The 23,877-nt window shown below is 62.3% G+C and carries 25 protein-coding genes and 1 pseudogene; 13 read left to right on the forward strand and 13 right to left on the reverse strand.

Translation table 11 applies throughout. From position 1 onward, the window contains the following. Positions 1–23 precede the first annotated feature (23 nt). Positions 24–794 carry an SDR family NAD(P)-dependent oxidoreductase gene (locus NUH88_RS01000; protein ID WP_257769405.1) on the reverse strand — a complete coding sequence of 257 codons (771 nt, stop codon included), beginning with the start codon at positions 792–794 and terminating at the stop codon, positions 24–26. A gap of 184 nt (positions 795–978) precedes the next feature. Then, the gene (locus NUH88_RS01005) at positions 979–1,362 is read right to left on the reverse strand and encodes a GcrA family cell cycle regulator (protein ID WP_257769406.1); all 384 of its coding nucleotides are present in this window, start codon (positions 1,360–1,362) and stop codon (positions 979–981) included. 309 nt (positions 1,363–1,671) lie between these two features. On the opposite strand from NUH88_RS01005, the gene NUH88_RS01010 reads away from it, so the two are divergent. Continuing rightward, on the forward strand, positions 1,672–2,616 hold the full coding sequence (locus NUH88_RS01010) for a UDP-glucuronic acid decarboxylase family protein (protein WP_257769408.1): 945 nt from the start codon (positions 1,672–1,674) through the stop codon (positions 2,614–2,616). Positions 2,617–2,627: 11 nt separating this feature from the next. Here NUH88_RS01010 and NUH88_RS01015 read toward each other — a convergent pair whose 3' ends face one another. The 3 genes from NUH88_RS01015 to NUH88_RS01025 all read right to left on the reverse strand — a co-directional run bounded on the left by NUH88_RS01015 (position 2,628) and on the right by NUH88_RS01025 (position 6,364). Next, positions 2,628–4,349 (reverse strand): AAA family ATPase, encoded by a 1,722-nt coding sequence (locus NUH88_RS01015; RefSeq protein WP_257769409.1) that lies wholly within the window; start codon positions 4,347–4,349, stop codon positions 2,628–2,630. A gap of 102 nt (positions 4,350–4,451) precedes the next feature. Beyond that, positions 4,452–5,612 (reverse strand): acyl-CoA dehydrogenase family protein, encoded by a 1,161-nt coding sequence (locus NUH88_RS01020; RefSeq protein ID WP_257769410.1) that lies wholly within the window; start codon positions 5,610–5,612, stop codon positions 4,452–4,454. A gap of 41 nt (positions 5,613–5,653) precedes the next feature. Further along, positions 5,654–6,364, reverse strand: coding sequence for a nitroreductase (locus NUH88_RS01025; protein WP_257769411.1), 711 nt, complete (start codon positions 6,362–6,364; stop codon positions 5,654–5,656). Between the two features lie 26 nt (positions 6,365–6,390). Here NUH88_RS01025 and NUH88_RS01030 point away from each other — a divergent pair. From NUH88_RS01030 to NUH88_RS01060, 7 genes and pseudogenes are all read left to right on the forward strand, one after another. Beyond that, positions 6,391–7,600, forward strand: a pseudogene (locus NUH88_RS01030) (CaiB/BaiF CoA transferase family protein). Positions 7,601–7,715: 115 nt separating this feature from the next. Continuing rightward, positions 7,716–8,633, forward strand: coding sequence for an AAA family ATPase (locus NUH88_RS01035; protein ID WP_257769412.1), 918 nt, complete (start codon positions 7,716–7,718; stop codon positions 8,631–8,633). A gap of 6 nt (positions 8,634–8,639) precedes the next feature. Continuing rightward, the gene (locus NUH88_RS01040; protein ID WP_257769413.1) at positions 8,640–9,950 is read left to right on the forward strand and encodes a vWA domain-containing protein; all 1,311 of its coding nucleotides are present in this window, start codon (positions 8,640–8,642) and stop codon (positions 9,948–9,950) included. A 37-nt stretch (positions 9,951–9,987) separates the two neighbouring features. Further along, a complete protein-coding gene (locus NUH88_RS01045) occupies positions 9,988–10,329 on the forward strand; it encodes an XdhC family protein (protein ID WP_257769414.1) in 342 nt (113 codons plus the stop codon). A gap of 1 nt (position 10,330) precedes the next feature. Further along, positions 10,331–11,038, forward strand: coding sequence for an XdhC family protein (locus NUH88_RS01050; protein WP_257769415.1), 708 nt, complete (start codon positions 10,331–10,333; stop codon positions 11,036–11,038). A 7-nt stretch (positions 11,039–11,045) separates the two neighbouring features. Continuing rightward, positions 11,046–12,692, forward strand: coding sequence for an NTP transferase domain-containing protein (locus NUH88_RS01055; RefSeq protein ID WP_257769416.1), 1,647 nt, complete (start codon positions 11,046–11,048; stop codon positions 12,690–12,692). Between the two features lies 1 nt (position 12,693). Beyond that, complete coding sequence (locus tag NUH88_RS01060; RefSeq protein WP_257769417.1) at positions 12,694–13,128, forward strand: iron-sulfur cluster assembly scaffold protein; 435 nt, start codon at positions 12,694–12,696, stop codon at positions 13,126–13,128. Positions 13,129–13,137: 9 nt separating this feature from the next. On the opposite strand, the gene NUH88_RS01065 is transcribed toward NUH88_RS01060, so the two are convergent. Next, positions 13,138–13,575 carry a flagellar basal body rod protein FlgC gene (locus tag NUH88_RS01065; protein WP_257769419.1) on the reverse strand — a complete coding sequence of 146 codons (438 nt, stop codon included), beginning with the start codon at positions 13,573–13,575 and terminating at the stop codon, positions 13,138–13,140. An 80-nt stretch (positions 13,576–13,655) separates the two neighbouring features. Between NUH88_RS01065 and NUH88_RS01070 the strand changes: the two genes are divergently transcribed. Beyond that, positions 13,656–14,513: a hypothetical protein gene (locus NUH88_RS01070; RefSeq protein WP_257769421.1), complete on the forward strand. Its 858-nt coding sequence runs from the start codon at positions 13,656–13,658 to the stop codon at positions 14,511–14,513. Between the two features lie 8 nt (positions 14,514–14,521). On the opposite strand, the gene NUH88_RS01075 is transcribed toward NUH88_RS01070, so the two are convergent. Beyond that, a complete protein-coding gene (locus NUH88_RS01075; RefSeq protein WP_257769423.1) occupies positions 14,522–15,376 on the reverse strand; it encodes a putative metalloprotease CJM1_0395 family protein in 855 nt (284 codons plus the stop codon). A 464-nt stretch (positions 15,377–15,840) separates the two neighbouring features. Here NUH88_RS01075 and NUH88_RS01080 point away from each other — a divergent pair, with 464 nt between their 5' ends. Then, positions 15,841–17,052: a multidrug effflux MFS transporter gene (locus tag NUH88_RS01080; protein ID WP_257769425.1), complete on the forward strand. Its 1,212-nt coding sequence runs from the start codon at positions 15,841–15,843 to the stop codon at positions 17,050–17,052. Then, a complete protein-coding gene (locus NUH88_RS01085; RefSeq protein WP_257769427.1) occupies positions 17,049–17,624 on the forward strand; it encodes a pyridoxamine 5'-phosphate oxidase family protein in 576 nt (191 codons plus the stop codon). The genes NUH88_RS01080 and NUH88_RS01085 overlap by 4 nt, the downstream gene beginning before the upstream one ends. Before the next feature lie 9 nt (positions 17,625–17,633). Here NUH88_RS01085 and NUH88_RS01090 read toward each other — a convergent pair whose 3' ends face one another. Next, complete coding sequence (locus tag NUH88_RS01090) at positions 17,634–17,978, reverse strand: DOPA 4,5-dioxygenase family protein (RefSeq protein WP_257769429.1); 345 nt, start codon at positions 17,976–17,978, stop codon at positions 17,634–17,636. A 277-nt stretch (positions 17,979–18,255) separates the two neighbouring features. Between NUH88_RS01090 and NUH88_RS01095 the strand changes: the two genes are divergently transcribed. Continuing rightward, on the forward strand, positions 18,256–18,810 hold the full coding sequence (locus NUH88_RS01095; protein ID WP_257769431.1) for a PAS domain-containing protein: 555 nt from the start codon (positions 18,256–18,258) through the stop codon (positions 18,808–18,810). A 6-nt stretch (positions 18,811–18,816) separates the two neighbouring features. Here the strand turns inward: NUH88_RS01095 and NUH88_RS01100 are convergent, their stop codons facing one another. Then, the gene (locus NUH88_RS01100; protein WP_257769433.1) at positions 18,817–20,151 is read right to left on the reverse strand and encodes a sodium-dependent transporter; all 1,335 of its coding nucleotides are present in this window, start codon (positions 20,149–20,151) and stop codon (positions 18,817–18,819) included. Then, on the reverse strand, positions 20,151–21,065 hold the full coding sequence (locus NUH88_RS01105; RefSeq protein ID WP_257769435.1) for a transcriptional regulator GcvA: 915 nt from the start codon (positions 21,063–21,065) through the stop codon (positions 20,151–20,153). Before NUH88_RS01105 ends, NUH88_RS01100 begins: the two co-directional genes overlap by 1 nt. Positions 21,066–21,190: 125 nt before the next feature. Between NUH88_RS01105 and NUH88_RS01110 the strand changes: the two genes are divergently transcribed. Beyond that, positions 21,191–21,442: a DUF1127 domain-containing protein gene (locus NUH88_RS01110; RefSeq protein ID WP_257769437.1), complete on the forward strand. Its 252-nt coding sequence runs from the start codon at positions 21,191–21,193 to the stop codon at positions 21,440–21,442. A gap of 40 nt (positions 21,443–21,482) precedes the next feature. Here NUH88_RS01110 and paaE read toward each other — a convergent pair whose 3' ends face one another. The 3 genes from paaE to paaC are packed head-to-tail and all read right to left on the reverse strand — an operon-like array spanning position 21,483 to position 23,877. Further along, on the reverse strand, positions 21,483–22,580 hold the full coding sequence (gene paaE, locus NUH88_RS01115) for a 1,2-phenylacetyl-CoA epoxidase subunit PaaE (RefSeq protein WP_257769438.1): 1,098 nt from the start codon (positions 22,578–22,580) through the stop codon (positions 21,483–21,485). A gap of 13 nt (positions 22,581–22,593) precedes the next feature. Next, the gene (gene paaD / locus NUH88_RS01120) at positions 22,594–23,100 is read right to left on the reverse strand and encodes a 1,2-phenylacetyl-CoA epoxidase subunit PaaD (protein ID WP_257769439.1); all 507 of its coding nucleotides are present in this window, start codon (positions 23,098–23,100) and stop codon (positions 22,594–22,596) included. A gap of 9 nt (positions 23,101–23,109) precedes the next feature. Then, the gene (gene paaC, locus NUH88_RS01125) at positions 23,110–23,877 is read right to left on the reverse strand and encodes a 1,2-phenylacetyl-CoA epoxidase subunit PaaC (RefSeq protein ID WP_257769440.1); all 768 of its coding nucleotides are present in this window, start codon (positions 23,875–23,877) and stop codon (positions 23,110–23,112) included.

Genomic DNA, 23,877 nt, shown 5'->3' on the forward strand with positions numbered 1-23,877 from the left:
TTCGGAAGTTCGGTCGCGGCAGCTCAGTTGGCCATCCAGCCGCCATCGATCATCAGGTTCTCACCGGTAATATAGGTCGCCTCGTCGCTCGCAAGAAACAGCACCGCATTGGCGACATCGCTTGGCAGGCCCAGACGCGGCCAGGGAGTGCGTGCCTCGGAATAGGCGAGAATATCGGGGTCGATCGCGGGACCGGTCTTGCCGGTCAGGATCTTGCCGGGCGCTACCGCGTTGCAGACGATCCCGTCTTTCGCGTAATCGCCGGCAATCTGCCGCGTCATATAGACGACCGCGGCTTTCCCGGTGCCGTAGGCGAGATCGTGCGGAGAGCGGATCATGCCGTGCTGTGAGGAGATATTGACGATCCGCCCGCGCACCCCGTCACGCGCCGGCTGCGTCAGCATCTGCTGCACCGCCCGCTTGCAGCCGAAGAATACGCCCTTGGCATTGACGCCCATGACGCGGTCCCACTCCTCCTCGCTGGTCTCGAGCAACGCCTTGCTGACCCCGATGGCCGCATTGTTCACGATAATGTCCAGTGCCCCATACCGGGAAACGGAGAAACCGACCGCGGCATCGACCGAGTCCCAGCTTGCAACATCCAACTCGACGAATTCGGCGCTCCCGCCTGCGGATCGGATCAAATCGAGAGTCTTGTCGCCGCCCTCGCGCGGCATATCCGTGAGGTCCGCGACGATGACATGCGCCCCCTCTTCGGCAAAGCGGAGGGCAATCGCCTTGCCGATCCCGGATGCGGCACCGGTGACGATCGCGGTTCTGTCTTTGAGGCGCATTGGCAGCTCCGGAAGAAATCCCGCCGAGGACCGGCAGACAAGATCGAAGCATAAATGGGGACCGAGATTTGGCAATACGCGCCGCGGCCCCAAAGATGGCGAGAAACGCGACCGGTTCAGAAACGAGAAAAGGCGCAGCGATCGTCCGCTGCGCCCGTTCTATCTTGTGGATCCACTCGACCGGTCAGGCCGCGGCGGTATTCCGCATGTTAGTGTAGGCAACCGCACAATGTGTCGTGCAATACGGCCGTCCTGGCTCCACACGCTCACCGCAGAACTTGAAATCCGGCGATTTCGGATCGCCGATGGGCCAGGAACACTTGTTGCGATCCCATTCCTGGGCCGCGAGCGGCGACAGTTTGCGCTTCTTCGGCTCGACCGGCTTATCGGAGCGCACGATCGGCGATTGCCGCTTCGGAAGTCCCATCCGATGCACCTTGCCGACAACGGCGTTCCGCGAAACGCCAAGCTCGTTTCCGATCTGTGTAATGGACAATCCGTCGGCCCAGAGCTGCTTGAGCTGTTCCAGACGGTCGTCGGTCCACGCGCTGACTGCGCTTTCGGCCATTCTGCCCTCCAAATCTGACATAAAGTCGGCGACATTCCCGGCTAAGCCGACATCGCTTCTCGCAAAAAGAGACGCAAGATGTTGTGCCGGACTGCGTTGAGCCTACTCCTCCTTGTGGTTTTGTTTCAAGCTTCTTGCGAGAAAACTTAACGATTCGCGCCGATTCAATGGCTTAGCGGAAAGCGTTCCCAAGTGACTCAAGCTCAGGGTCTAGGCGGTCGTGTGCGAAGGGCCATTTGCACCCGGTTGCGGATGCGCTATGCAGTTTCCGAAACAAAATGAGACGACTGAGAGAGCACGACCCGTTCCATGAAAACTGTCCCCAAACGCGTCCTCGTAACCGGCGGCGCCGGTTTCCTCGGCTCTCACCTCTGCGAGAGGTTGCTCGATCGCGGCGACGACGTCCTTTGCGTCGACAATTTCTACACGGGAATGCGGCACAACGTTGCCCATCTTCTGGACCATCCGAACTTCGAGCTGATGCGCCACGACATCACCTTCCCGCTCTATGTCGAGGTGGACGAGATCTACAATCTCGCCTGTCCGGCCTCTCCGATCCATTATCAGCGCGACCCGGTGCAGACGACCAAGACGAGCGTGATCGGCGCGATCAACGTTCTCGGCCTCGCCAAGCGGGTCAAAGCGAAAGTCCTGCAGGCTTCGACCTCGGAAGTCTATGGTGATCCGACCGTGCATCCCCAGACCGAAGACTATTGGGGAAACGTGAACACCACGGGTATCCGCGCCTGCTACGACGAGGGCAAACGCTGCGCTGAAACCTTGTTCTTCGACTACCTGCGCCAGCACCGCCTGCGCATCAAGGTCGCCAGGATCTTCAACACCTACGGCCCGCGCATGCATCCGAACGACGGGCGCGTGGTCTCCAATTTCGTACTCTCGGCCCTGCGCGGCGAGGATCTGACGCTCTATGGCGACGGCAGCCAGACCCGGTCATTCTGCTTCGTCGACGATCTGGTCGACGGTCTGATGAAACTCATGGACAGCGAGGATTCCGTGACCGGTCCCGTCAATCTCGGCAATCCGCGCGAGATGACGGTCAGGGAACTCGCCGAGACGGTTACCGAACTGGTCGGCGGCAAGAACGGGATATCCTACCACCCGCTGCCGCAAGACGACCCCATGCAGCGGCAGCCAAATATCGGGAAGGCGAAGCAACTTCTCGGCTGGGAGCCCAGGGTCGATCTTCGGACCGGTCTCGAAAAGACGATCGCCTATTTCCGCGATTTCGCCTGAGTTCCGGCGTCTCAGGCCGTCCGCTGCTTGTCCGACTTCAGGATCGCTTTCAATTTTTCCTCGAACGGAAACGGTAGCGGCGGCTCGACCAACGATCCGGTCGCGGGTACGGCACGCCCGTCCGACCAGCGCCTGAGTTCGGTGATTTCCTCGGCCCGGGTCACCGCGAGCGGCCGGGTCTCAAGAATGGCTGTCTCCAGGTGCCGCTGCTCTAGACGCGGCGCCTGTTTCTTGGCCGTTCCCTCGGAAAACGCCGAAACCAGGGCCTCACGAACGACCGCCTCGATCTCGGCGCCGCTAAAACCGCCTTCCGCCGATGCTTCGTCGCGACCAGTCATAACCGACAGGCGCGCGATATCATAACTCTTGGGGTCATGCCCCACCCGCTGCAAATGGATCCGGAAAATCTCCGTGCGCTCCTCGTCATTGGGAAGATCGATGAAGAACACCTCGTCGAACCGCCCCTTGCGCAGGATTTCCGGCGGCAGGAGGAAGGTCTCGTTCGCGGTTGCGATGACGAAGACCGGCGCCGTTTTCTCCTGCAGCCAGGTCAGAAAGGTCGCGAGCACGCGGAGCGACACGCCACTATCGCCGACATGACCGCGGTTCCGGGGCAGCCCTTTCTCAATTTCGTCTATCCAGAGCACGCAGGGCGATACCGCCTCGCAGATCGATATCGCGTGACGGATATGCTGCTCCGACGCACCGACCAGAGACGCGTAGACCCGCCCCATATCGAGCTTGATCAGCGGGATTCCCCATGAGGTCGCCGTGCACTTCGCAGCAAGGGACTTGCCGCATCCGGGGATACCCGTCAGCAGCGCCCCCTTCGGCGGAGTGATCCCGAACTCCCGGCCTTTCTCCGACGAGGCCAGGGCGCGCTTGCGGAGCCATTCCTTCAGATTGTCGAGCCCTCCGACATCCTCCATCGAGAGATCGTTGGTATCGATGTATTCGAGGATCCCGCTCTTCTTCACCACGTCCTGCTTCAGCCGGTAAATCTCGCGGATATCTTCCTGGGAAAGCACCCTGTCCTCGATAAGCGCATCCGACAACGCGTTGCGGATTTCATACATCGTCAGTCCGCTTGAAGCGTTGACCACGGCCTCCTTCAGGAACTCGATATCCTCGTCGACCTTGACGGCGGCCGTCGTCTTGAGGCGCTCAAGGATGTCGTCGACCCAGACCTTGATTTCGTCCTTGGTCGGCAACGGGAACTCGAGACGGAGGATTTCCTTCTCCAGCTCCTGCGTCAGCTCCCCGTCGGCGGAAACAAGCATGATGACGCCATTCTTCGACGAGAGGCGGCTCTGCAGGGCAAAATCCCGCAAACGACGGCGGTGTACCGGATTGTTGTGCCGCTCGACGAGGTAGGGTGAAGCGTCCAGCAAAACCAAAAAGGTCTTTCGGCGCTCGGAGCTTTTCTTCTCCCGCTCCTTCTCAAGCTTTCGCTCGAACAGCTCGATCGCCGTCATCACATCCGCGTTCTGGTCCGAAGCGGACTGATGCTCCTGCACCTTCTTGCCGCCACTCAGAAGCGAACCGATCCGCTTCATGTGGATGCCGCGCGTGCAGGACCAGAAGATAATGTCGCACTTCTCCGCGATCGCCACGCGCTCGATACTGTCGATGACGCGGTTTTCCTCGAAGGAATGGATGGCGACCAGCGGATGAAGTGACGAGACCGCGAGCGTCAATGCATGCTCGAAGTCCTTCTGGGTACCGATTTTCATATCGCGCCGCCTCCTCGAAGAGCTCAGAACGCCACTTTACGGTATTTTGGCGTTCTTTTGCTCAACGATAACGACGGGCAACGGCAACGGAATTGACCTGGATCAGGCCCGCTGGTTGAACCGCCGTCCCACGAGCGCGGCCGCGATGTTCACTTTCTGGATGTCGATCGCCCCGCCGGCGATGCCCCAGCCCCAGCCGTCGCGCAGGCGCTGTTCCATGCCATAAGACTTGGAGTAGCCGTAGGCTCCCATGACCTGCAGGGCGGAGCCCGTGACATCGCGGACGATCTCGTTGGCGAAACATTTCGCCAGACTGGAATCCAGCACTGACGGCAGTCCGTCCTCGGCATTCTTGGCGGCCCGGTAAATCAGCAGGCGCGATGCCTCGACCCGCATGGCCATTTCGGCGAGCTTCATCTGCACCGCCTGGAACTCAACCAGTTCCTTACCGAAGGCCTTGCGTTCCTGGGTATAGGAGAGCGCAGTTTCGAAGGCTGCGGAGGCGATACCGAGACACATGGTGGCGTTGCCGCAGCGCTCCAGATCGAAGGCTTCCATGAGCTGGCGGAAACCGCCCGCGGGCACGATCACGTTCTCCTTCGGGATCTCGATATTGTCGAAGAAGATGTCGGCGCTCGGGATGCCGCGGAAGCCCATCAGACGCTCGCGCTCGCCGAAGCTGAGTCCCTTCATGCTCTTATCGACATAGACCGCGCCGATCCCCTTTGCCCCCGGCGCGTCGGACATCCGGCAATAGACGACATAGGCTTCGGCATGCCCGCCGCCGGAACACCAGCGCTTCTGCCCGTTCAGTATCAGCTTGCCGCCCTCTTCCGTGACCTTGGTCTTGAGGTCGGTCAGGGCGGAGCCCGCATCCGGTTCCGACATGGCGACGGCGACCGTCAGCTCGCCGGCGCAAACCTTCGGCAGAACCTTTTTCGCCAATTCGGAGGAAGCGAAATGCTCAACGGCCCGGCAGGGGCCGACGGAGGACTCGAAAATCGGAAAAGCGATGGCCGGGGAGACCTTGGCGAACTCTTCGAGCACGATCAGCGCTTCGAGATTGCCGAGCCCGAGCCCGCCATACTCTTCCGCCACGTTGATCCCGAGAAAGCCCATCTCCGCATAGCGACGGATATGCTCGCGCGACGGCGCCTCGTCCTTCTCCTCCAGATCGCGCGCGATGTCGGCCATTTCCTGTGTCGCGAAAGCGCGCGCCGTTTCCTGCAGGCTCCGCTGCTCTTCAGTCAGCTGGAAATCCATCTCGTCCCCTCCGGTCCTTTATCGTTTCAGTTGAAATGATCTTAGCCGCGATGGAACCGGACGTAGTCCTCAAGCGCCATCCGCTCCGTAATGAGTGTGTTCTCGATCTTCGACCAATCGGCCTTGCCGAGCGCCATACCGGCCACCACGACATCCTCGTCCGCGAGATCCAGATGGCTGCGGATGATCTTGTGATAGGTTGCAAAAGCGGCCTGAGGGCAGGTCTCGAGCCCGTGGCTGCGGGCGATGATCATCACGTTTTCCATGAACATGCCGAAATCGAGCCAGCTGCCGATTTCGAGCCCGCGATGGATGGTGAAGATCAGCCCGACCGGTGCGTCGAAGAAGGTGAAGTTCCGGGCGTGCTGCGCCTTGGTCTTCTCGAAGTCGCCCTTTGTGATCTCTAGCAGTCCATAAAGCGCCCAACCGACCGCGCGGCGCCGCGCCTTGAAAGGCTCGAAGAACTCCTTCGGATAGTACTGATACTCGCCGCTATGCTCGGCGCCCTCGCGATGCGCCTCGACAATCTCCGAACAGAGCCGCTCCCGCGCCGCGCCGGTCACCACATGGACCTTCCAAGGCTGCATGTTGGTTCCGCTCGGCGCCCGGCCGGCGAGCGAAAGGATCCGGGAGACGGTTTCCTCCGGCACCGGATCGGGCAAATAGGCGCGGACCGAACGGCGCTGCGACACCGCCTCCTCGACATGGTTCAGGTTTTCGTATCCGGTCTCTATGATCGGTGCATCTGTCACGGGTCTTCTCGGGAAAAATTAAGAAAATGGCGGAGGAAACGGCGGCCGGCCCCCTTGCGGGGATCCGGGTCCTTGATCTGACCTCGGTACTGCTGGGTCCTTATGCGACCCAGATCATGGGCGACATGGGTGCCGATGTCATCAAGGTCGAGTCCCTGGAAGGGGACGTTACGCGAAATGTCACCCCGTTCCGAAACCCCGGAATGGGCACGGTTTTCCTCAATGTGAACCGCAACAAGCGCTCTCTCTCCATGGACCTGAAAGACTCTGGTGCGCGGGATGCACTGCTGGAGCTGGTCCGGAGCGCCGACGTGTTCGTCAGCTCGATCCGGCCCGCGGCCATGCGGCGCCTCGGCCTCGCTTACGAGGAACTGAAGCAAGAACCCGAAACTGATCTATTGCGGCGCCTACGGCTTCAGCGAACAGGGACCTTATGCGGGGCGCCCGGCCTATGACGACATCATCCAGGCAGCCTGCGGGCTGGTCGACTATCACGACCGGGCGGACGGCACACCGGCCTACAGCCGGACCGTGATCGCGGACAAAGTCACGGGTCTGATGTGTCTCTCGGCCGTCTCGATGGCACTGGTGGCGCGGGAGCGCTTGGGGATCGGCCAGTTCGTCGAGGTCCCAATGTTCGAGAGCCTTGTTGCTTTTCTCCATCCGGAGCACCTGCAGGGAGCGACCTTCCCGCCGCGAACGGGCCCGACCGGCTACGATCGGGTGCTCGCGCCGCACCGCAAGCCGTACCGGACGAAGGACGGCCATGTCGCCCTCCTGCCGTACACCACACGGCATTGGACGAGTTATCTCGCGGCGATCGGGCGGGACGATCTGACCGGCGAACATTGGGTCACCGATCCCGCAGAGCGCTCCCGCAATATCGGCCGTCTTTACGAGATCGTCGCGAAGGCCTCGCCAGAGCGCAGCACGGCGGAGTGGCTCGCCCTCTTCGCCGCGATCGACGTTCCCGCCATGCAGGTCATGGGTACGGAAGATCTGCTGCAGGATCCTCATCTCGACGAGATCGGCTTCTGGCCGCTCTTCCGGCACCGGAGCGAGGGAGAGATCCGCCTTGTTGGGCAACCGATCCGCTATGAGTCCACCCCCGCTTCCTACCGCCTCGGCGCACCAAGGCTTGGCGAGCACAGCCGGGAGATTCTCTCGGAGGGTGGCATCGGCAGCAGCGAGATCGACCGGCTGATCGCCTCGGGGGCGGTCTTTCAACAGGGTTAGCCCGTTCGCGGGAAGCACGGACCAGGTGCTGCCCGCGCCGCCGTGCGGCACTTTAAACCGCCCGGTCCGCATGCTATCTCAACGGGATTGCCGATCAGAGATCCGGATCCCGTTCATGACCGCTTCGCTCCCCGCTTCCGTCGAAGACACGCTCGCCCTCCTCGGGCAGGGTCAGTACGTCGCCGACACCCCGCTCGCGACCGCGCTGCATCTCGCCCTGCAGCTGAAGCGGCCGCTGTTCCTCGAAGGCGAGGCCGGTGTCGGCAAGACCGAGATCGCCAAGGTCCTGTCCGAAACTCTCGGCCGCAAGCTGATCCGCCTGCAATGCTATGAGGGGCTCGACGTTTCCTCCGCGGTCTACGAGTGGAATTATTCCCGCCAGATGCTGGAGATCCGCATGGCGGAGGCGCAGGGCGGCGCCGACCGCAAGGCACTCGCCGCCGATCTGTTCTCCGACGAATTCCTGATCAAGCGCCCGATCCTGCAGGCGCTGGAGCCGACCGAGGGCGGCGCGCCGGTGCTGCTGATCGACGAACTTGACCGCACGGACGAGCCGTTCGAGGCCTTCCTGCTCGAAGTGCTCTCCGACTATCAGGTGACGATCCCGGAAATCGGCCCCTTCAAGGCGGAAGAGCCGCCGATCGTGATCATCACCTCGAACCGGACGCGCGAGATCCACGACGCCCTGAAGCGGCGCTGTTTCTACTACTGGGTCGATTATCCGAACGCCGAGCGCGAGCTTGAGATCCTGCGCAAGAAAGCGCCGACCGCGCCGGAGGATCTCAGCCGCCAGGTCGTCGCTTTCGTACACGAGCTGCGCAAGATGGATCTCTTCAAGCAGCCCGGTGTCGCCGAGACCATCGACTGGACCCATGCGCTGGTGCAGCTCGACTATCTCGCGCTCGACCCGAGCGCCGTCGACAACACGCTCGGCGTGCTGCTGAAGTACCAGGACGATATCCAGAAGATCCAGGGCAGCGAGGCCAACCGCATCCTGACCCAGGTGCGCACCGAGCTGGCCATGGCCGGCTAAGCCCGCATGGCGCCGCTTGACGACCGCGCCCCGCCGCCGGGAGAAATGCCGGAGCTCCCGGAGAGCGGCGGCGGACGGTTGGTCGAAAACATCCTGCATTTCGCACGCGTCCTGCGCGCCGCCGGCCTGCCGGTCGGCCCCGGCAAGGTCATGGACGCGATCGAGGCTGTCCGGACCGTCGGGATCACCGACCGTGAGGTGTTCTACTGGACGCTGCACGCGGTCTTCGTGAACCGGCGCGACCAACGCGAGATCTTCGACCAGGCGTTCCACATCTTCTGGCGCAACCCACGCATCCTGGAGAAGATGATGCAGATGGTGTTGCCGGAAATGCAGCTTGCCGGCGACGCGAACGAAGAAGATGCAGAGAAAATCAGCCGCCGGGTCTCCGACGCCCTGAGCCAGCAGCAGGAACAGGGCGAGGACGCCAGCGCGCCCGACCGTGAACAGGAGCAGGAAATCCAGCTCGACGCCGTGATGACCTATTCCGACGAGGAACTGCTGCAGGGGATGGATTTCGAGAAGATGAGCGCGGAGGAAATCCGCGCGGCCCGCCGGGCGATCGAAAAGATGCATCTGCCGCTCGCCGACATTCCCACCCGCCGCTTCTCTCCGAGCCCCTACGGCCGCAGGGTCGATCTGCGGAACACGCTGCGCCAAGCGCTCCGATCGGGCGGCGACATCATCCCTTTGCAGCTCAAGAAACGCCGGATGCGCCCGCCGCCGCTCGTCACGCTTTGCGACATTTCCGGCTCGATGACGCGTTATTCTCGCATGCTGCTACATTTTATGCACACGCTGACCAACGACCGGGACCGGGTCCATACCTTCCTTTTCGGCACCCGGCTGACCAACGTGACGCGCTATCTCCGGCACAAGGACGTGGACGAAGCGCTGGACAAGATCAGCGCCTCCGTGGAGGATTGGTCGGGCGGAACGCGAATCGGTCATTGTCTGCACGATTTCAACCGTCACTGGTCCCGCCGGGTACTGACCCAGGGTGCGGTCGTCCTCCTCATCACGGACGGCCTCGACCGGGAGGCCGGCAAGGGGCTCGGTGCCGAAATGGAACGACTGCATAAGTCGTGTCGCAGGCTGATCTGGCTCAACCCGCTGTTGCGCTACGACGGCTTCGCTCCCAAATCCATGGGAGTTCGGGCCTTGTTGCCCCATGTGGACGAGTTCCGCCCGGTGCATTCTCTCGACAGCCTGGAAGATCTGGCGAAACTGTTGGGAGAACCGGCCGGAATCCGGCGCAAGGGAATGGGAGACTGGCTCGGCAAACTGGCCGAGATCGAAGCGGCGGAGACGGCCTGAGCCTCCCTCCCCGCGGATGGGAAGGGAGACCGGCAAGATGAACAAATACGATCCGAGACAACAGGACGATATTTTGGGTCGGATCGCGGAATGGCGCCGCGACGGCCGCCGGATCGCGGTCGCGACCGTGGTAAAGACCTGGGGCAGTTCGCCCCGCCCTGTGGGCAGCCAACTCGCAATCGACGATAGCGGTGCGATGATCGGCTCCGTATCCGGTGGCTGCATCGAAGGTGCCGTGGTACGCGAGGCGATGCAGTCCATTCAGGACGGCCAGCCGCGCATGCTCGATTTCGGCGTCAGTGACGAACAGGCCTGGGAAGTCGGGCTCGCCTGCGGCGGCGAGGTGAAGGTCTACGTGGAACGGATCGAAGGACAATAAAATGAAAGCCGAACTGTTCGATGCCCTGATGGCTTACCGGGAAGCGAAGTCTCCCGTGGCCATGGTGACGCGCTTAGAGGGCGGAGAACAGGCGCTGGTCAGCGTGGACGGCACCGAGGGCCCGCTGGCGCTCACGGACCAGCTTGTGGTCGAGGCGCGTACCCGGATGCGCGACGATCGCAGCGGCATCAGCACCGACGGCGCGCATTTCGTTCATGTCCACAATCCGCCGCTCCGCATGATCGTGGTCGGCGCCGTCCATATCAGCCAGATGCTTGCGCCAATGGCCGCGCTGGCCGGATATGCCGTCACCATCGTCGATCCGCGCGCCTCTTTCGCGACGGAAGACCGCTTCCCCGGCGTGGATCTCAGCGACGATTGGCCGGATGAAGCTCTCGAAGCGCTAAAGCCGGACAGCCGCACTGCGATCGTGACACTCACCCACGACCCCAAACTGGACGACCCGGCGCTGCAGGTCGCGCTCAAGAGCGATGCCTTCTACATTGCCTGCCTTGGCAGCAAGCGCACCCATGCGCGGCGGCTGGAGCGGCTGCGCGAGGATGGATTCTCCGACAGGGACTTCGCCCGCCTGCATGGTCCGGCGGGGCTCGACATCGGCGCGGTTTCCCCGGCCGAGATCGCCATTTCAGTACTGGCGGAGATGACCGCCGTCAAACACGGGGCCGAGCCGCTCAAGGCCGCGGCCTGAGAGATCCATGTATTTCGGTGAATTGCCGGTCGCGGAGGCCGAGGGCGCGATCCTCGCCCACAGCCGCCGGCTCGACGGCCGCAGTCTGAAAAAAGGCCGGATACTCGAAGCAGACGATCTGGCCGCTCTGAAAGCCGCGGGGATCGAGCGCGTTGTCTGCGCGCGCCTCGACCGGGGCGACATCGCTGAGGACCGGGCTGCGGACATTCTGGCCGAAGCCGCCCGCGGTGCTGAAACCCGCGCCGGCAGCGCTTTTACCGGTCGGGCCAACCTCTTCGCAGAAACCGATGGGGTCGTGCTCTACGATCCGGCCCGGCTCGATGCGTTCAACCTGGTCGACGAGAGCGTCACTCTCGGGCTCGTCCCCCCGTTTCAGGCCGTCTCCGCCGGACAGATGATCGGAACGCTGAAGATCATTCCCTTTGCCGTTCCGGAAAGCCTTGTGCGGATTGCCGAAGCGCTCGCGACCCAGGGCGGTCCGCTGGTCAGCGTTAAAGCCTTCTCGCCGATTGACACCATCCTTCTGCAAACGCATCTGCCCGGCACAAAGGAAAGCGTCCTCGACAGCACGATGCGCGTGACGGCCGACCGCCTGGATGCACTCGGCTCAAGTCTGATTTCAGAAACGCGCTGCGAGCATGCGCTCGACGCGCTCTCTTCAGCGATCCGGCAAGCGGAGGCAGCGAAACCGGGCCTGATCCTGATCTCCGGCGCATCCGCTGTGGTCGATCGCCGTGACATCATCCCGAGCGCGATCGAACAGGTCGGCGGCGAGATCCTGCATTTCGGCATGCCGGTCGATCCCGGCAACCTGATGCTCATCGGCCGGATTGGAAAGATCCCGGTCATCGGCATGCCGGGTTGTGCACGCTCGCCGAAGCTGAACGGGTTCGATTGGGCGCTGCAGCGGATATGCGCCGGCCTCGAGCTCCGGCCGCAGGACATCATGCGGATGGGAGCCGGCGGCTTGCTGAAAGACGTTGCCCATCGCCCTCTGCCCCGGGCCAGCGCGAAACGGACCGACAAAGCCGGCAAACAGCGGGAGCGGCCGGAAATAGCGGCCATCGTGCTTGCGGCCGGCAAATCGACGCGAATGGGCCCGACAAACAAGCTGCTCGGCACACTTGATGGCACGCCGCTTGTCCGCCACGTGGCGGGAGCAGCTCTCGCCTCGTCCGCAGGCAAGGTCCTTGTGGTCACAGGACACGAGCCGGACAAGATTAGAACCGCCCTCTCCGGTCTCGATGTCGGCTTCATCCACAACCCCGATTTCGCCGCCGGGCTGAGTACCAGCGTGCGCGCCGGGATTTCGGCCTTGCCTGTGGGGACTGAAGCCGCAGTCATTTGCCTCGGCGACATGCCGCATGTCGGCGCGGACGTTCTGAACAGGCTGATCTCGGCTTATGACCCGGTCGAAGGCCGGGCCATCATTGTCCCTGTACAGGAAGGGAAACGCGGTAACCCGATCCTCTGGGACAGCCGTTTTTTTTCGGAAATGCAGGAACTCTCCGGCGACCGCGGCGCGAAGGCATTGCTGGCCGAGTTTGCCGATCTCGTCCACGAGGTCGAGCTGTCAGAGCCCGGCGTTCACCTCGATATCGATACCCCCGAAATGCTGAGAGAAGCGGGCGGCCAGCCCGAAAAGGTGGAGTGAGATGAGCGACGCGCTCTATCAGGCGGAGATCCTGCGTCTCGCCAAGGAAGGCCGCGGCAACCGGCGGCTGGAAGACGCGGATGCGAGCGCAAGGGTGGACAACCCGCTCTGCGGAGACAGGGTGACGATCGATCTGAAACTGGAAGACGGCAAGGTCACAGAGGTCGGCCACCGGGTCCAGGGGTGCGCGCTCTGCGAAGCGTCGGCCGCGCTCATCAGGGAAAACGCCCCCGGACACGATTTGCATGATCTGGAAGCGGTCCGTAATCGCCTGATCGCTTACCTGGACGGCAGCACAGAGGATAGTCTGGATTGGCAGGGGCTCGAAAGCTTCGCACCGGTCCGCGACTTCAAGACCCGGCATGACTGTGTCCGGCTGCCGTTCGACGCAGCACTCAAGGCGCTGAAAGAAAAGGAGTCGGGCAACCCGGGTTAGCGCCGGCGGTCAGGCGAGAATGTCGATAGCTTCTTCGAGCAGTTCGTCGCCGGTGCGGATCACCGCAACGTTGGCTTCCAACTGCCGCTGGGCGCCAATCAGATTGACCGTTTCCTGCTCGATCGAGACGTTCGGGATCGAGGAGAGACCGTCCTCGTTGGCATCGGCCGCGCTCGGATCGTAGATCGGGAAGGAAGCGGGATCGACAAGCGTGGTTTGCGTTTGCACACCGGCGGGTCCCGCCGTAGTGGCCTGAACCTCCGTCGGACGGAAGATCCGCTCGCCATTGGCATTTGTTTCCGGAATCTCTTCGCCCGGGCGCAGCACCTCGTCCGCTGGCGCGGCGACACTGCGGACATTCGCGAGATTGTTCGCGGCATTGCCGGTTCGCGCGCCTGCGGACAGGACACCGGAAACCGCAATGTTGAGTGCTCCTGAGATGCTCATACGACCACCAATAGCTCCGATGGATTAAAAAATAGTTTCGAAATCGGACACTTGCAAGCCGCAACACGCCGCCCGGCGGCGTGACGGGGGCCTTCGATGCATGGTATGTGAGAAAACTCAGCTCCGGCAGAACGGAAGGACCGCACCCGAGAATGGATCGACAGCACCCTTGCCTAGCCTCGTCAACCGGCCGCCGGACGCGGCCCGGACTGGTTGTCGTCGCGGCGATGCTTTTGCTCTCGGTCTTGGTACCTGCAGCGGGCGCGCAGACGATCCAATGGTATGTCGAGGTCCTGACAGACCCGATCACAAAGGCGCCTGTGCTTGAAGCACGGATCCTGACCCGCAAGGGTTATCGCTTCCACTTCCAGAAACGAGAGGACAATTCGCTCTGGGCCGAATTCCGGATGCCACGGCATGTGGAAAAGAGCATCAGCCGAAAGCGCCTGCCCACCTACTGGATCGACGGCCGCGATCCGGTGAACTTGGAATCCTTGAAAGAGCTGGAAGTCGGCTTCAAGCCCACTCTGTACGAAATCACCGACAAAGGTGTCCATTTCATCATATGGGGCGCGCTGAAGAAGGGCATTGTCCCGCCCCCGCTGCGCGACTTCATGCTCGGCGACACGCTTCACGTCCGCTACTGGACCGAGCTAGGTGAAATGGAGCAGGCCGAAATCCCGCTAAAAAGGGCCAATGAGGCAATCGCGCAGATGCTCAATCTGGCGCCGCTCAACCGCGCGCCGGAAGTCGCAGAACAGCGCCGGAGCGAGACTTTCGAGACAGTGGCGCGACATTTTCTGGATTTCTGCGACGAACTCAGGTTCGTCGGCAGCGACAATGATTTCGACCTTTGCCGGGACCGCTTCGTCGCCTGCAGCGAGGCACCAAATCAGTCCGAGGAAAGCTTTAGAAGTTGCTTGAACGAAGGCGAATAAGGCTTTGATCAAATAACAATATCTAAGGTCTGTCGCCCGGCGGAAGGATTGAAGTCAAAGGGTGACCGGCGATCGGTCCGCTCCCCCAAAAGTTTCGAGTCTTGCTCGTCCTCCGGACGCACGGCAAACGGGCCGCTCTCCGAAGCGTTCTCGCCGATGGACCGACCGGAGAGCTCAGGTCCGTTCTCTCCGGAATTGTCTGTGCCCGCCCCATCGAGCACGGAGGAAATCGGACCGGACTCAGCACTACGCTCTGTCTCCGCGGCCTCCGCAGGCCCGGTTTCGGGCGAAGCTATCTCCGTGTCGTCGGTCGCCTCTTCCCCCCCCTCGAACAACGCCTCCAGTTCTTCCGCTGATTCCTGAGCCTGTTCGGCGCGCGCCTGCTGGATCCCCTGCGTCGCCTGTGCGGCAACGGCGCGATCTGCCCCGGAGGGCTCAGCCGGCGCCAAGGCCGCGCTGCGCACTTGTTGCAGCTTGCGGATGGTCGCTTCGGGATCGCCTGGGATGGGGCTCGCGTCGATCGGCACTTCGCCGCCGACCGCGTAGCGGTTGCCGTCGGGGCCGGACTGGTAGGTGTAGGAGATCGCGCCGGCATACTGGCCACCGACCGCCTTATGTGCCTGCTCGTGGCGGCGCACTTCGGCGTCGCGCTGCTTCAAGTCGTCGACGATTTCCTGCTCTTCTTCGGAAAGCTCGCCATTGCCGGTTTCTTCCTCGCCTTCCGCGGCAGAGGCATCCTGCGCGCCCTCTTGAGACGGTTCGGACGGCTCGACGATCGCAGCCCCCGGCCCGGAGCCGCTTTCCTCCCCTTCTTCGCCTTCTCCGTCTTCTTCCTGGACGGCGGCAATGCTCGGAGGCGCCAAGAGTCCGTTCAGTCCGGAAACGAAAAACGGTCCCTCGTCTTCGCCGTCTCCCGCCTCTCCGTTCCCAAACGGGGCAATAACGACGGAAGACGGTACACCGGATTCCTCAGGAGTACCGGCATTGCCTGCGGCGCCGCTCTCGACGGATTGGAAGGGAGTGTCCTCATCCTGGTTTCGGCCGAACACCGAACCTATAAAGGCGCTGTTCGCGCGGATGATGATACCTGTGTCGACGCCAGAGACCATTTCTATCCCTAATTACCGGATCTTCTGCCCGGAGTTCTGGAAACTGGAAAATAAGTCAAACCGTACGGCCGGTCAATCTGATGCCAATCACGAAACAGTGCCTGCCGAAGCGTCAGCGCATTTGCATCGACGCCAATTCAGCTTATTTATCAGAAGCGCCCAGGATCGGCATCCGCTCTCCCGCCCGGCGTCCAAAGCAGGAAAAACAGGTGACCCCCGTGACCGGAAAGCCAAAGGCACCCCCGATACTCGTGCTGATCGCCGCAACGGCGACAGGGCCGCTGGCGCTCAACCTTTTCGTGCCCTCGATGCCGGGTCTGGTATCCCTCTTCGGCACCGATTACGGGACCGTTCAGCTTACCCTCACGCTCTATCTCGCCGGCGTTGCGATCGGCCAGCTCATTTACGGTCCGGTCTCCGATCGCATCGGGCGCCGACCGACTCTGCTGGCCGGGCTCGGCGTTTTCGCTCTCGCAAGCCTGCTCTGCGCTTTTGCGACCTCGATCGACCTGCTGATCGCGGGACGCGTATTCCAGGCCCTCGGCGGCTGTGCCGGCATGGTGCTCGGCCGCGCCATCGTGCGCGACGTCTATGAACGCGACGAGGCCGCCCCGGTTATCGCTTACATCACGATGGCAATGGCCGTCGCGCCGATGATCGGACCTGCTGTCGGTGGCTACCTCGACAGCGCATTCGGCTGGTACGCTGGATTTCTCCTCGTCGCCGCCGCCGGCGGAGCCGTTCTCGTCTATGCTTTTCCGACACTGCATGAGACGCACCAGCAACGTGACGAACGGATCGACGTTGCAGGACTGCTGCGCAATTACGGTGCCCTGCTCTCATCCAAGGCATATCTCGGCTATACCCTGAACACCTCATTCTCGATCGGCTGCTTCTTCGCGTTTCTCTCCTCCGCGCCTTACGTCACGATCGAGATTCTGGGCCTGGGGCCGCAGATCTACGGCTTTTATTTCATCGTCGTCTCGCTCTCCTACATGTCGGGCAATTTCATCGCGACACGGATCTCCCGGCGCCTCGGGATCGACCGGATGATCCTGCTCGGCTGCAGCGTCTCGCTCCTCGGCGCATTCGTCCTGACAACCCTGTCCGCACTCGACGTAATCAGCGCGACCGCGATCTTCCTCCCGTTTGCGCTCGTCGCCTTCGGAAACGGCATGAGCCAGCCCAACGCGATCGCCGGATCTGTCAGCGTCAACCCGGCCATCGCGGGCGCCGCATCCGGACTGATGGGCTTCATGCAGATGTGCGCCGGCGGTCTGGCGACCGTTCTGGTCGGCTATTTTCAGGACGCGACCGGTTATTCTGCACTCGCATATGCGCTCCTGATCGGCACGTTCGGCGCCCATGTCAGCCTGTTTCTGGCCCGCCGGGCGACCCTGCGTGAAGGCGCCATGGAAGCGGCTGAATGAGCAGCCGGCACGGCGCAGATGCCGAAGAGCTTCTGGAGAAGGCAATAGACCTCCTGGGCGCGGCTCCGGTGGACCGGAACGCGCCGTTCCGCTATCCGGTGCTGGCTACGGCGGACGGGTCGGGCGGCGCCGATGCCCGCACGCTGATCCTTCGTTCCTTCGAGCGGGAGCACTGGCGCGTCACACTTCATACCGACCGGCGCAGCGCTAAAATCCGCGAACTCGGCACTCCCCAAACTGTTACCCTCGTCTTCTACGATCACGGCGTCGGCCTCCAGGTGAGACTCCGCGGCCGGATCGCCGTGGTCGGGGACGACTGCAAGAGGCACGCGGCATGGGAAGCACTCCCCCCGAGCAACAGGCGCAATTACCTGGCCGCCCACCCGCCGGGAACGCCGCTGCCCGCTCCGGGCGATGGCATTCCTGAAAATAACCCGGGCGGAGGCTTCGAGAACTTCGCTGTGCTCGGCTTCGCGCCCGACAGCGTAGACATCCTCAAGCTCTCGCCCGAAGGCAATCGCCGGTACCGGCTGGCGCCTCCAAACGGCAGCGGATCCTGGCTCGTGCCCTGAGGCCGCGCCTCAGCGTTCAAAAATGTCGAGTTTCAGGCCCTCGGACTCGCCCAGCCAGAAAACATGCGCAGTATGGTCGCGGAGTTCGTCTCCGGTTTCGGCATGGACGAAAACGGTGAGCCCCTCACGATTGAGTGCAAGCCAGGGAATGAAAGTGCCAAATAGCTCCGGCGCGAATGCGACCTGATAACTGAAGCGCGGGTGAGGCCCGACCGGTTTTTCGTGGAACCGGCCCATCTCGATATCGAAGCGGCGTTCGATCTCCTCGCGCAAGCGCCGGGCCGTTTCGGCGGTCTCGGAATCGAAATAGATGTGTGCGTGATAGCCTTTGATCTCTGACGTCTCTTTCGGCATGTATATTTCCTTTCGGTAGGGTCGAATCATGAACCAGCCGCCAGAGCAGCGCCAGACGACATTTCAGCTCCCGGCGCGGCGATGCTTTGACGAATTGCGCAAATGCTGTTGCACTTGTCCGGTCCGAGCCACGGCAAAAAGGCCCCTGCGATGACGCATGAGGCCCGGAGGTCTGCGATATCGGCTGTAAAGCACCGACGAGGCGCGGACCCGGCAGCCAGATAGTCAGTATGGGCTGCACGATAAAAACGGAGACAAACTGCGTGGGTCATCCAAGATGAACTCGCCCGACATCTCAATCCGCGACAGCCTTAGCAGCGCCGGACGGGATTTTCTCGACTATTGGCTCTCACTGCGGGCCGGTCGGATGATGCCCGATCGCGCAGAGTTCGACCCGAGCAATATCAAACACCTTCTCCCGAACATCGTTATTCACGAGTTGATCGCCCCCGACAATATCCGCCTCAGGCTGGTCGGGACAGCGATCGTGCGCCATTACGGCAGCGAGAGCACCGGAAAAAACTACCTCGATTTCGTCGAGCCCGACCGGCGGGCAAAGGCATCCAAGGCGATCTTCCTCGTGAGAAACCATCCGGCAGGAATGACGGTCACGCTGATATCTTCTCTGGACAGCGGCAACCTCGATTTCCGCCAGACCGTCGCGCTGCCGATCGGTGACGAGAGAGAAAACAGAAAGTTCGTCTATTTCTGCAGCACGCGTCAGGAGCGATCCGAGCGATCGCTGACGGAACCGGAGCGCCTCGCAGTGCAGAATGTCATGGATCGCAGATTTTTCGATATCGGTGCCGGCATTCCCGATTTTACCGACTGAATAAGGTCAGAGCTCGACAAGTCCGTTCAACAGCACGAGCGCGACCAGCAGCGGCACGATGATCCGTAAGAGCCAGATCCACGAAATTCCGAGACGCTCCCGCAATCCGGAAAATACAAGTGCGTCCCGGCGATGGAGGCTCCAGCCGACGAAGAGCGAGACGCATATCCCGCTGAGAGGCAGAAGGACCGAAGAGGCTATATGGTCGAAGATTCCGAACAGATCTTCTCCTGCGATCCTGACATCCTTCAGGAGGCTGAAACCGAGTCCGGGCACAAGCCCCAATGCAAATATGAGCAAACACATAATGGTGGCTGCCGCTGTTCTAGACAGACCGAAACGGTCCATGCAAACCGCGACAGGCACCTCCAGGATCGAAATCATCGAGGTCAGCCCCGCAGCCGCCAGCAGGAAGAAGAACGCGACGGCCAGCATTGCACCGCCTGTGATTTCGCTGAACACCCGTGGCAGGGCGACGAATGCCAGGTCCGGGCCGGAAGCCGGATCGAGGCCGTGCGCGAAGACCGCGGGAAAAATCGCAATGCCTGCGAAAACCGCAAAGAGCGTATCGCCGGAGACGATGAAGAGAGCGGATTTGAGGATCGGCGTCTCCGGCTGCATATAGCTGCCGTAGGTCACGAAGATGGCCATGCCGATGCCAATGGAGAAAAACGCCTGACCAAGCGCCGCGATATAGACGCCGGGGCGCGTGAAAGTCTCCGGGTCGATCCGGAAAAGATACTCAAGTCCGGCGGTGCCGTCGGAGCGCAACAAACCATAAAATGCGAGCGCGATCATGATTGCCGCGAGAACCGGCATCGCCCATTTATTGAGCCTTTCAATCCCGCTCTGTACGCCGCGCGCGACCACAAGTCCCGCAAGGAGAACAGCCGCTGCCTGCCAGAGCAGCGGCTCCGCCGTCCGCCCGGTGAAACCGGAAAAATATCCAGCGAAACCAGTTTCGCCCGCTTCCCAGAGAGAACCGCTTACAGCGGAGACAAAATAACGGAACGTCCAGCCCGCGACGACCGCGTAGAAGCTCAGGATGACCGTTCCCGCGATCACCGCCACCCATCCCGTGCGGCGAAGGGGGCTGCGCGGCGCAAGCGCGGGAAAGGCCGAGATCGTGTCGAGACGCGCCGCACGCCCGACGGCCAGCTCCGCAATGACGAGAGGCAGCCCGATCAGCAGCACACAGAGGATATAGACGAGAAGAAAACCGCCGCCGCCATTCTCTCCGGCAACGTAGGGAAAACGCCAGATATTCCCGATACCGACCGCGGACCCGATGGTGGCCAGTACGAAGCCGAACTGGCTCCCCCACTGCTCCCGCTCGGCCATTACTCCGGCTCGTCCAGAATACCGTCCCGGCGCACCTCGTCGAGAACCCAGTCCCGGAAGACGGAGACCTTGTTGGAGCGCAGCGCGTCCTCGCGGCAGACGAAATAGTAAGCCAGCGGCGCGGGCATCTCGTTTTCAAACGGCCGGATAAGGCGCCCCGCCCGCAGATCGTCTGTCACCAGCTGGGAGCGCGCGAGCGCTACGCCCTGCCCCTCGACAGCGGCCTGCAGAACCATGTCCATCTGGGTGAAGAACGCACCGCGTCTGAGATCGATGCCTTCGATGCCGAACTGCTGCAGGAAGTTATCCCAGCTTTCCCCGGCGAAAGTATTCACGTCGTGCAGCAACGGATAGTGCTTGAGGTCCTCGGGCTTGCGGAGGCCGGGAGGCCGAGCCGCGACTTCGGGGCTGCAGACCGGATAGATCCGCTCGCTCATGATCTTCTCGACATGCAAGCCTTCGTAATTGCCGTCGCCGAGCCGCAGCGCCACGTCGACACCGTCGGTGACGAAATCCGCTCTCCGGTCCTCGGCCGCGATGCGGACATCGATCTCAGGATAGCGCATGCGAAAGCGGGAAAGCCGCGGGATCAGCCACTTCACCGCGAAAGACGGCAAGACGCTTACCGTCAGCGGACGCCCCTCTTCCTGCTCCTTCAGATCGTTGACCGCCGCGAGCAGCCTCGAGAACGCGTCCCGCACCACGGGCGCAAGGCGCATCCCTTCCGGCGTAAGTTCCAGTGCACGCGGGCGGCGGAGAAAAAGCGGGCATCCGAGTTCCGTTTCCAGCGCCTTGATCTGCTGGCTGACCGCGGCCGGAGTCACGAACAGCTCCGCCGCGGCGAGCTTGAAGCTCATATGCCGCGCGGCAGCCTCGAAACAACGCAGTCCATTGAGCGGAAGCCGGCTCAACATGGATTAGCCAAACTTACTCATCCCACAAATTAACTCGTTTGTTGTACGGCATTTTATACCCCAAATTCCAACGCATCGACAGACACGAATGAGCGTGTGTGACGTTTTGATTAAGGAGAGCTTTCATGTTTAAGAACCAGACCCTGAATGTTGCTCCTGCCGCCGTCATGACTGCAGGAACCACCGGATCGGCCTTCGCGCAAAAGCGCGCCAAGGGTGGCGTACTGCATACCCTCGTCGCACTTCTGCTCACCTGGGAAGACCGCATCGGCCAGCGGGAGTCGCTGCGCGAACTCGACGACCGCGCACTTGCCGACATGGGCATCAGCCGGGCCGACGTCCACTATGAAGTCGAGAAGCCTTTCTGGATGGCCTGATCCCCGACGGAACGCCGTGCCCTAACGGGTGCGGCGGCCGTCAGCGGGCATCGAAATCCAGTACGACCTTGTCGCTCGCGGGGTGGGCCTGACAGGCCAGCACAAAGCCCCGCTCCACTTCCTCTTCGGCGAGCGTGTAATTCAGATCCATCTCGACGCGCCCTTCGACCACCTTTGCCCTACACGTGCAGCACATCCCACCCTTGCACGCGTATGGCATGTCCGGTCGATCCCCGAGGGCCGCATCGAGGATGGAGATGCCGTCCGGCTCCAGCGTGAAATCGGTTTGCACCCCATCGTAGATCACGGACACTTCCGAGCCTGACGCGAGCGCCTCGCCCTCTTTTTTCGCCATTCTGGCCCGACGCGCGGCGGCAGCCTTTGCCGCCGCGTCGCTGGATGGCGTGAAGAGCTCGAAGCTGACTTTCTCCGCCTCCACTCCATGATCGGCCAGCGCCGCCCGCACATCGCCGATCATGCCTTCCGGTCCGCAGAGAAAGAAGCGGTCCACCGCATGGACGTTCAGCATCGAGCGGAAGAAAGTCTCGCATTTCTCCCGATCGATCCGGCCGTTCAGCAACGCCACCTCCTGAGGCTCGCGGCTGAGGATGTGCAGGATGCTGAAGCGGGCCGGATAGCGGTTCTTCAGATCCGACAGCGCGTCGCGGAACATGATGTCGCGCACCGTGCGGTTGCCATAGAACAACGTGAACCGGCTGCCCGGTTCGGCCTCGAGTACCGATTTCGCGATGGAAAGGATCGGCGTGATCCCGCTGCCCGCCGCGAAGGCGACATAGGTATGCGCCGCACCCGGTTCGACCGCCGCCGTGAACCGCCCTTCCGGCAGCATCGCCTCCAGACTGTCTCCCGGCTTCAGTTCGTCATTCGCGAAGCCCGAAAAGGCCCCGCCCTCGACCCGTTTCACCGCGACCCGGATCTCGCCATCGCCGAGCCCGCTGCAGATCGAATAGGAACGGCGCACATCGTGACCGTCGATCTCCTTTCGCAGCGTCAGGTACTGGCCCGGCCGGTAGCTGAATTCGCTCTTCGCGTTTTCCGGCAGGTCGAAAGCGATGGAGACACTGTCCGGGCTCTCCGGCCGGACCTCGCGTACGGTCAGTGTGGTGAAGCGTGCCATGACCGCTTTCCTCCTAGATGCATTTGAAATAGTCGAACGGCTCCGCGCAGTCGGTGCAGCGATAAAGCGCCTTACAGGCCGTCGAGCCGAACTGGCTCAGGATCTCCGTATTCTCCGAACCGCAGCGCGGACAGGCGACCACGGGATCGATCCCGAGCAGGGACTGCTTGGAGGTCGAGCTTTCGGCCGGCGGCGCGATCCCGATGCCGCGCAATTTCTCGCGCCCGGCCTCGCTCAGCCAGTCGGTGGTCCAGGCCGGCGCCAGCACGGTCTTGACCTCGACCTCGGCGAAGCCTTCCTTGAGCGCAGCGTCGCGCACCATCATTTCGATGTAGGACATCGCCGGGCAACCCGAATAGGTCGGCGTGATGGTGATCTTGGCCGCATGGCCATCGACCGCGACCGCGCGAACCACGCCGAGATCGACGACGGACAACACCGGGATTTCCGGGTCCGAGACCCCTTCAAGCGCAGCCCATAACCGGGACTCATCTGGCGTGCTGGCGGATTGCGGCTGCATCTCCCGGCCTTACCATTGCGCGTCCGGATAGGCGCGCGGCAAGAACTGCATCTCGGCCAACAGAAAGCCAAGATGCTCAGAGTGAACCCCCTTCTTGCCGCCGCCGATAGACCAGTCGCCCGCCGGCACGGTGAGCGTGGCCTCGGCAAGCACGGCACCGACCGCGTTTTTCCAGTTCGTCTCGAAATCGCCCGGGTCGGGCGCGATCCCCGCCTGCATCATCATCTCGTCGATAGCGTCGCCATCGAAGAGTTCCCGCGTGTATCCCCAGAGCGCATCCAGCGCCCCCTGCACGCGGGCGTGGCTCTCTTCCGTCCCGTCACCGAGGCGAATTACCCACTGGCCGCTGTGCCGGCGATGGTAGAGCGCCTCCTTCAGCGCCTTTTCCGCGATGCCGGCGATCTCGTGATTGGCAGACTTTGTCAGCGCCTGCAGCAGCTCGACATGAAAACAGTCAAAAAGGAACTGGCGGACGATTGTCTGCGCGAAATCGCCGTTCGGCTGCTCGGCCAGCAGGAAATTCCGCCAGTCCAGTACATCGCGCTTGAAGGCGAGTTCGTCAGCACTCCGCTCCCCTCCTTCGACGGTCGCGGCGAATTCGAGCCAGAGATTGGCCTGGCCGACCAGATCGAGCGCGATGTTGGAAAGCGCGATATCCTCTTCCAGCACCGGCCCCTTGCCGCACCATTCCGAAAGCCGGTGCCCAAGGATCAGGGCATTGTCGCCGAGCCGGAGCAGATATTCGAAGAGAGCTTCACGCTGCGCTTCAACGGACAT

This window comes from Nisaea acidiphila, assembly GCF_024662015.1.
Classification (GTDB): Bacteria; Pseudomonadota; Alphaproteobacteria; order Thalassobaculales; family Thalassobaculaceae; genus Nisaea; species Nisaea acidiphila.

Excerpts from the sequence above, each read along its gene's own strand:
- NUH88_RS01000 (WP_257769405.1), bottom strand. The coding sequence starts at position 794 with ATGCGCCTCAAAGACAGAACCGCGATCGTCACCGGTGCCGCATCCGGG.
- NUH88_RS01005 (WP_257769406.1), bottom strand. The coding sequence starts at position 1,362 with ATGGCCGAAAGCGCAGTCAGCGCGTGGACCGACGACCGTCTGGAACAG.
- NUH88_RS01010 (WP_257769408.1), top strand. The coding sequence starts at position 1,672 with ATGAAAACTGTCCCCAAACGCGTCCTCGTAACCGGCGGCGCCGGTTTC.
- NUH88_RS01015 (WP_257769409.1), bottom strand. The coding sequence starts at position 4,349 with ATGAAAATCGGTACCCAGAAGGACTTCGAGCATGCATTGACGCTCGCG.
- NUH88_RS01020 (WP_257769410.1), bottom strand. The coding sequence starts at position 5,612 with ATGGATTTCCAGCTGACTGAAGAGCAGCGGAGCCTGCAGGAAACGGCG.
- NUH88_RS01035 (WP_257769412.1), top strand. The coding sequence starts at position 7,716 with ATGACCGCTTCGCTCCCCGCTTCCGTCGAAGACACGCTCGCCCTCCTC.
- NUH88_RS01040 (WP_257769413.1), top strand. The coding sequence starts at position 8,640 with ATGGCGCCGCTTGACGACCGCGCCCCGCCGCCGGGAGAAATGCCGGAG.
- NUH88_RS01045 (WP_257769414.1), top strand. The coding sequence starts at position 9,988 with ATGAACAAATACGATCCGAGACAACAGGACGATATTTTGGGTCGGATC.
- NUH88_RS01050 (WP_257769415.1), top strand. The coding sequence starts at position 10,331 with ATGAAAGCCGAACTGTTCGATGCCCTGATGGCTTACCGGGAAGCGAAG.
- NUH88_RS01055 (WP_257769416.1), top strand. The coding sequence starts at position 11,046 with ATGTATTTCGGTGAATTGCCGGTCGCGGAGGCCGAGGGCGCGATCCTC.
- NUH88_RS01060 (WP_257769417.1), top strand. The coding sequence starts at position 12,694 with ATGAGCGACGCGCTCTATCAGGCGGAGATCCTGCGTCTCGCCAAGGAA.
- NUH88_RS01065 (WP_257769419.1), bottom strand. The coding sequence starts at position 13,575 with ATGAGCATCTCAGGAGCACTCAACATTGCGGTTTCCGGTGTCCTGTCC.
- NUH88_RS01085 (WP_257769427.1), top strand. The coding sequence starts at position 17,049 with ATGAGCAGCCGGCACGGCGCAGATGCCGAAGAGCTTCTGGAGAAGGCA.
- NUH88_RS01090 (WP_257769429.1), bottom strand. The coding sequence starts at position 17,978 with ATGCCGAAAGAGACGTCAGAGATCAAAGGCTATCACGCACACATCTAT.
- NUH88_RS01095 (WP_257769431.1), top strand. The coding sequence starts at position 18,256 with ATGAACTCGCCCGACATCTCAATCCGCGACAGCCTTAGCAGCGCCGGA.
- NUH88_RS01100 (WP_257769433.1), bottom strand. The coding sequence starts at position 20,151 with ATGGCCGAGCGGGAGCAGTGGGGGAGCCAGTTCGGCTTCGTACTGGCC.
- NUH88_RS01105 (WP_257769435.1), bottom strand. The coding sequence starts at position 21,065 with ATGTTGAGCCGGCTTCCGCTCAATGGACTGCGTTGTTTCGAGGCTGCC.
- NUH88_RS01110 (WP_257769437.1), top strand. The coding sequence starts at position 21,191 with ATGTTTAAGAACCAGACCCTGAATGTTGCTCCTGCCGCCGTCATGACT.
- paaE (WP_257769438.1), bottom strand. The coding sequence starts at position 22,580 with ATGGCACGCTTCACCACACTGACCGTACGCGAGGTCCGGCCGGAGAGC.
- paaD (WP_257769439.1), bottom strand. The coding sequence starts at position 23,100 with ATGCAGCCGCAATCCGCCAGCACGCCAGATGAGTCCCGGTTATGGGCT.
- paaC (WP_257769440.1), bottom strand. The coding sequence starts at position 23,877 with ATGTCCGTTGAAGCGCAGCGTGAAGCTCTCTTCGAATATCTGCTCCGG.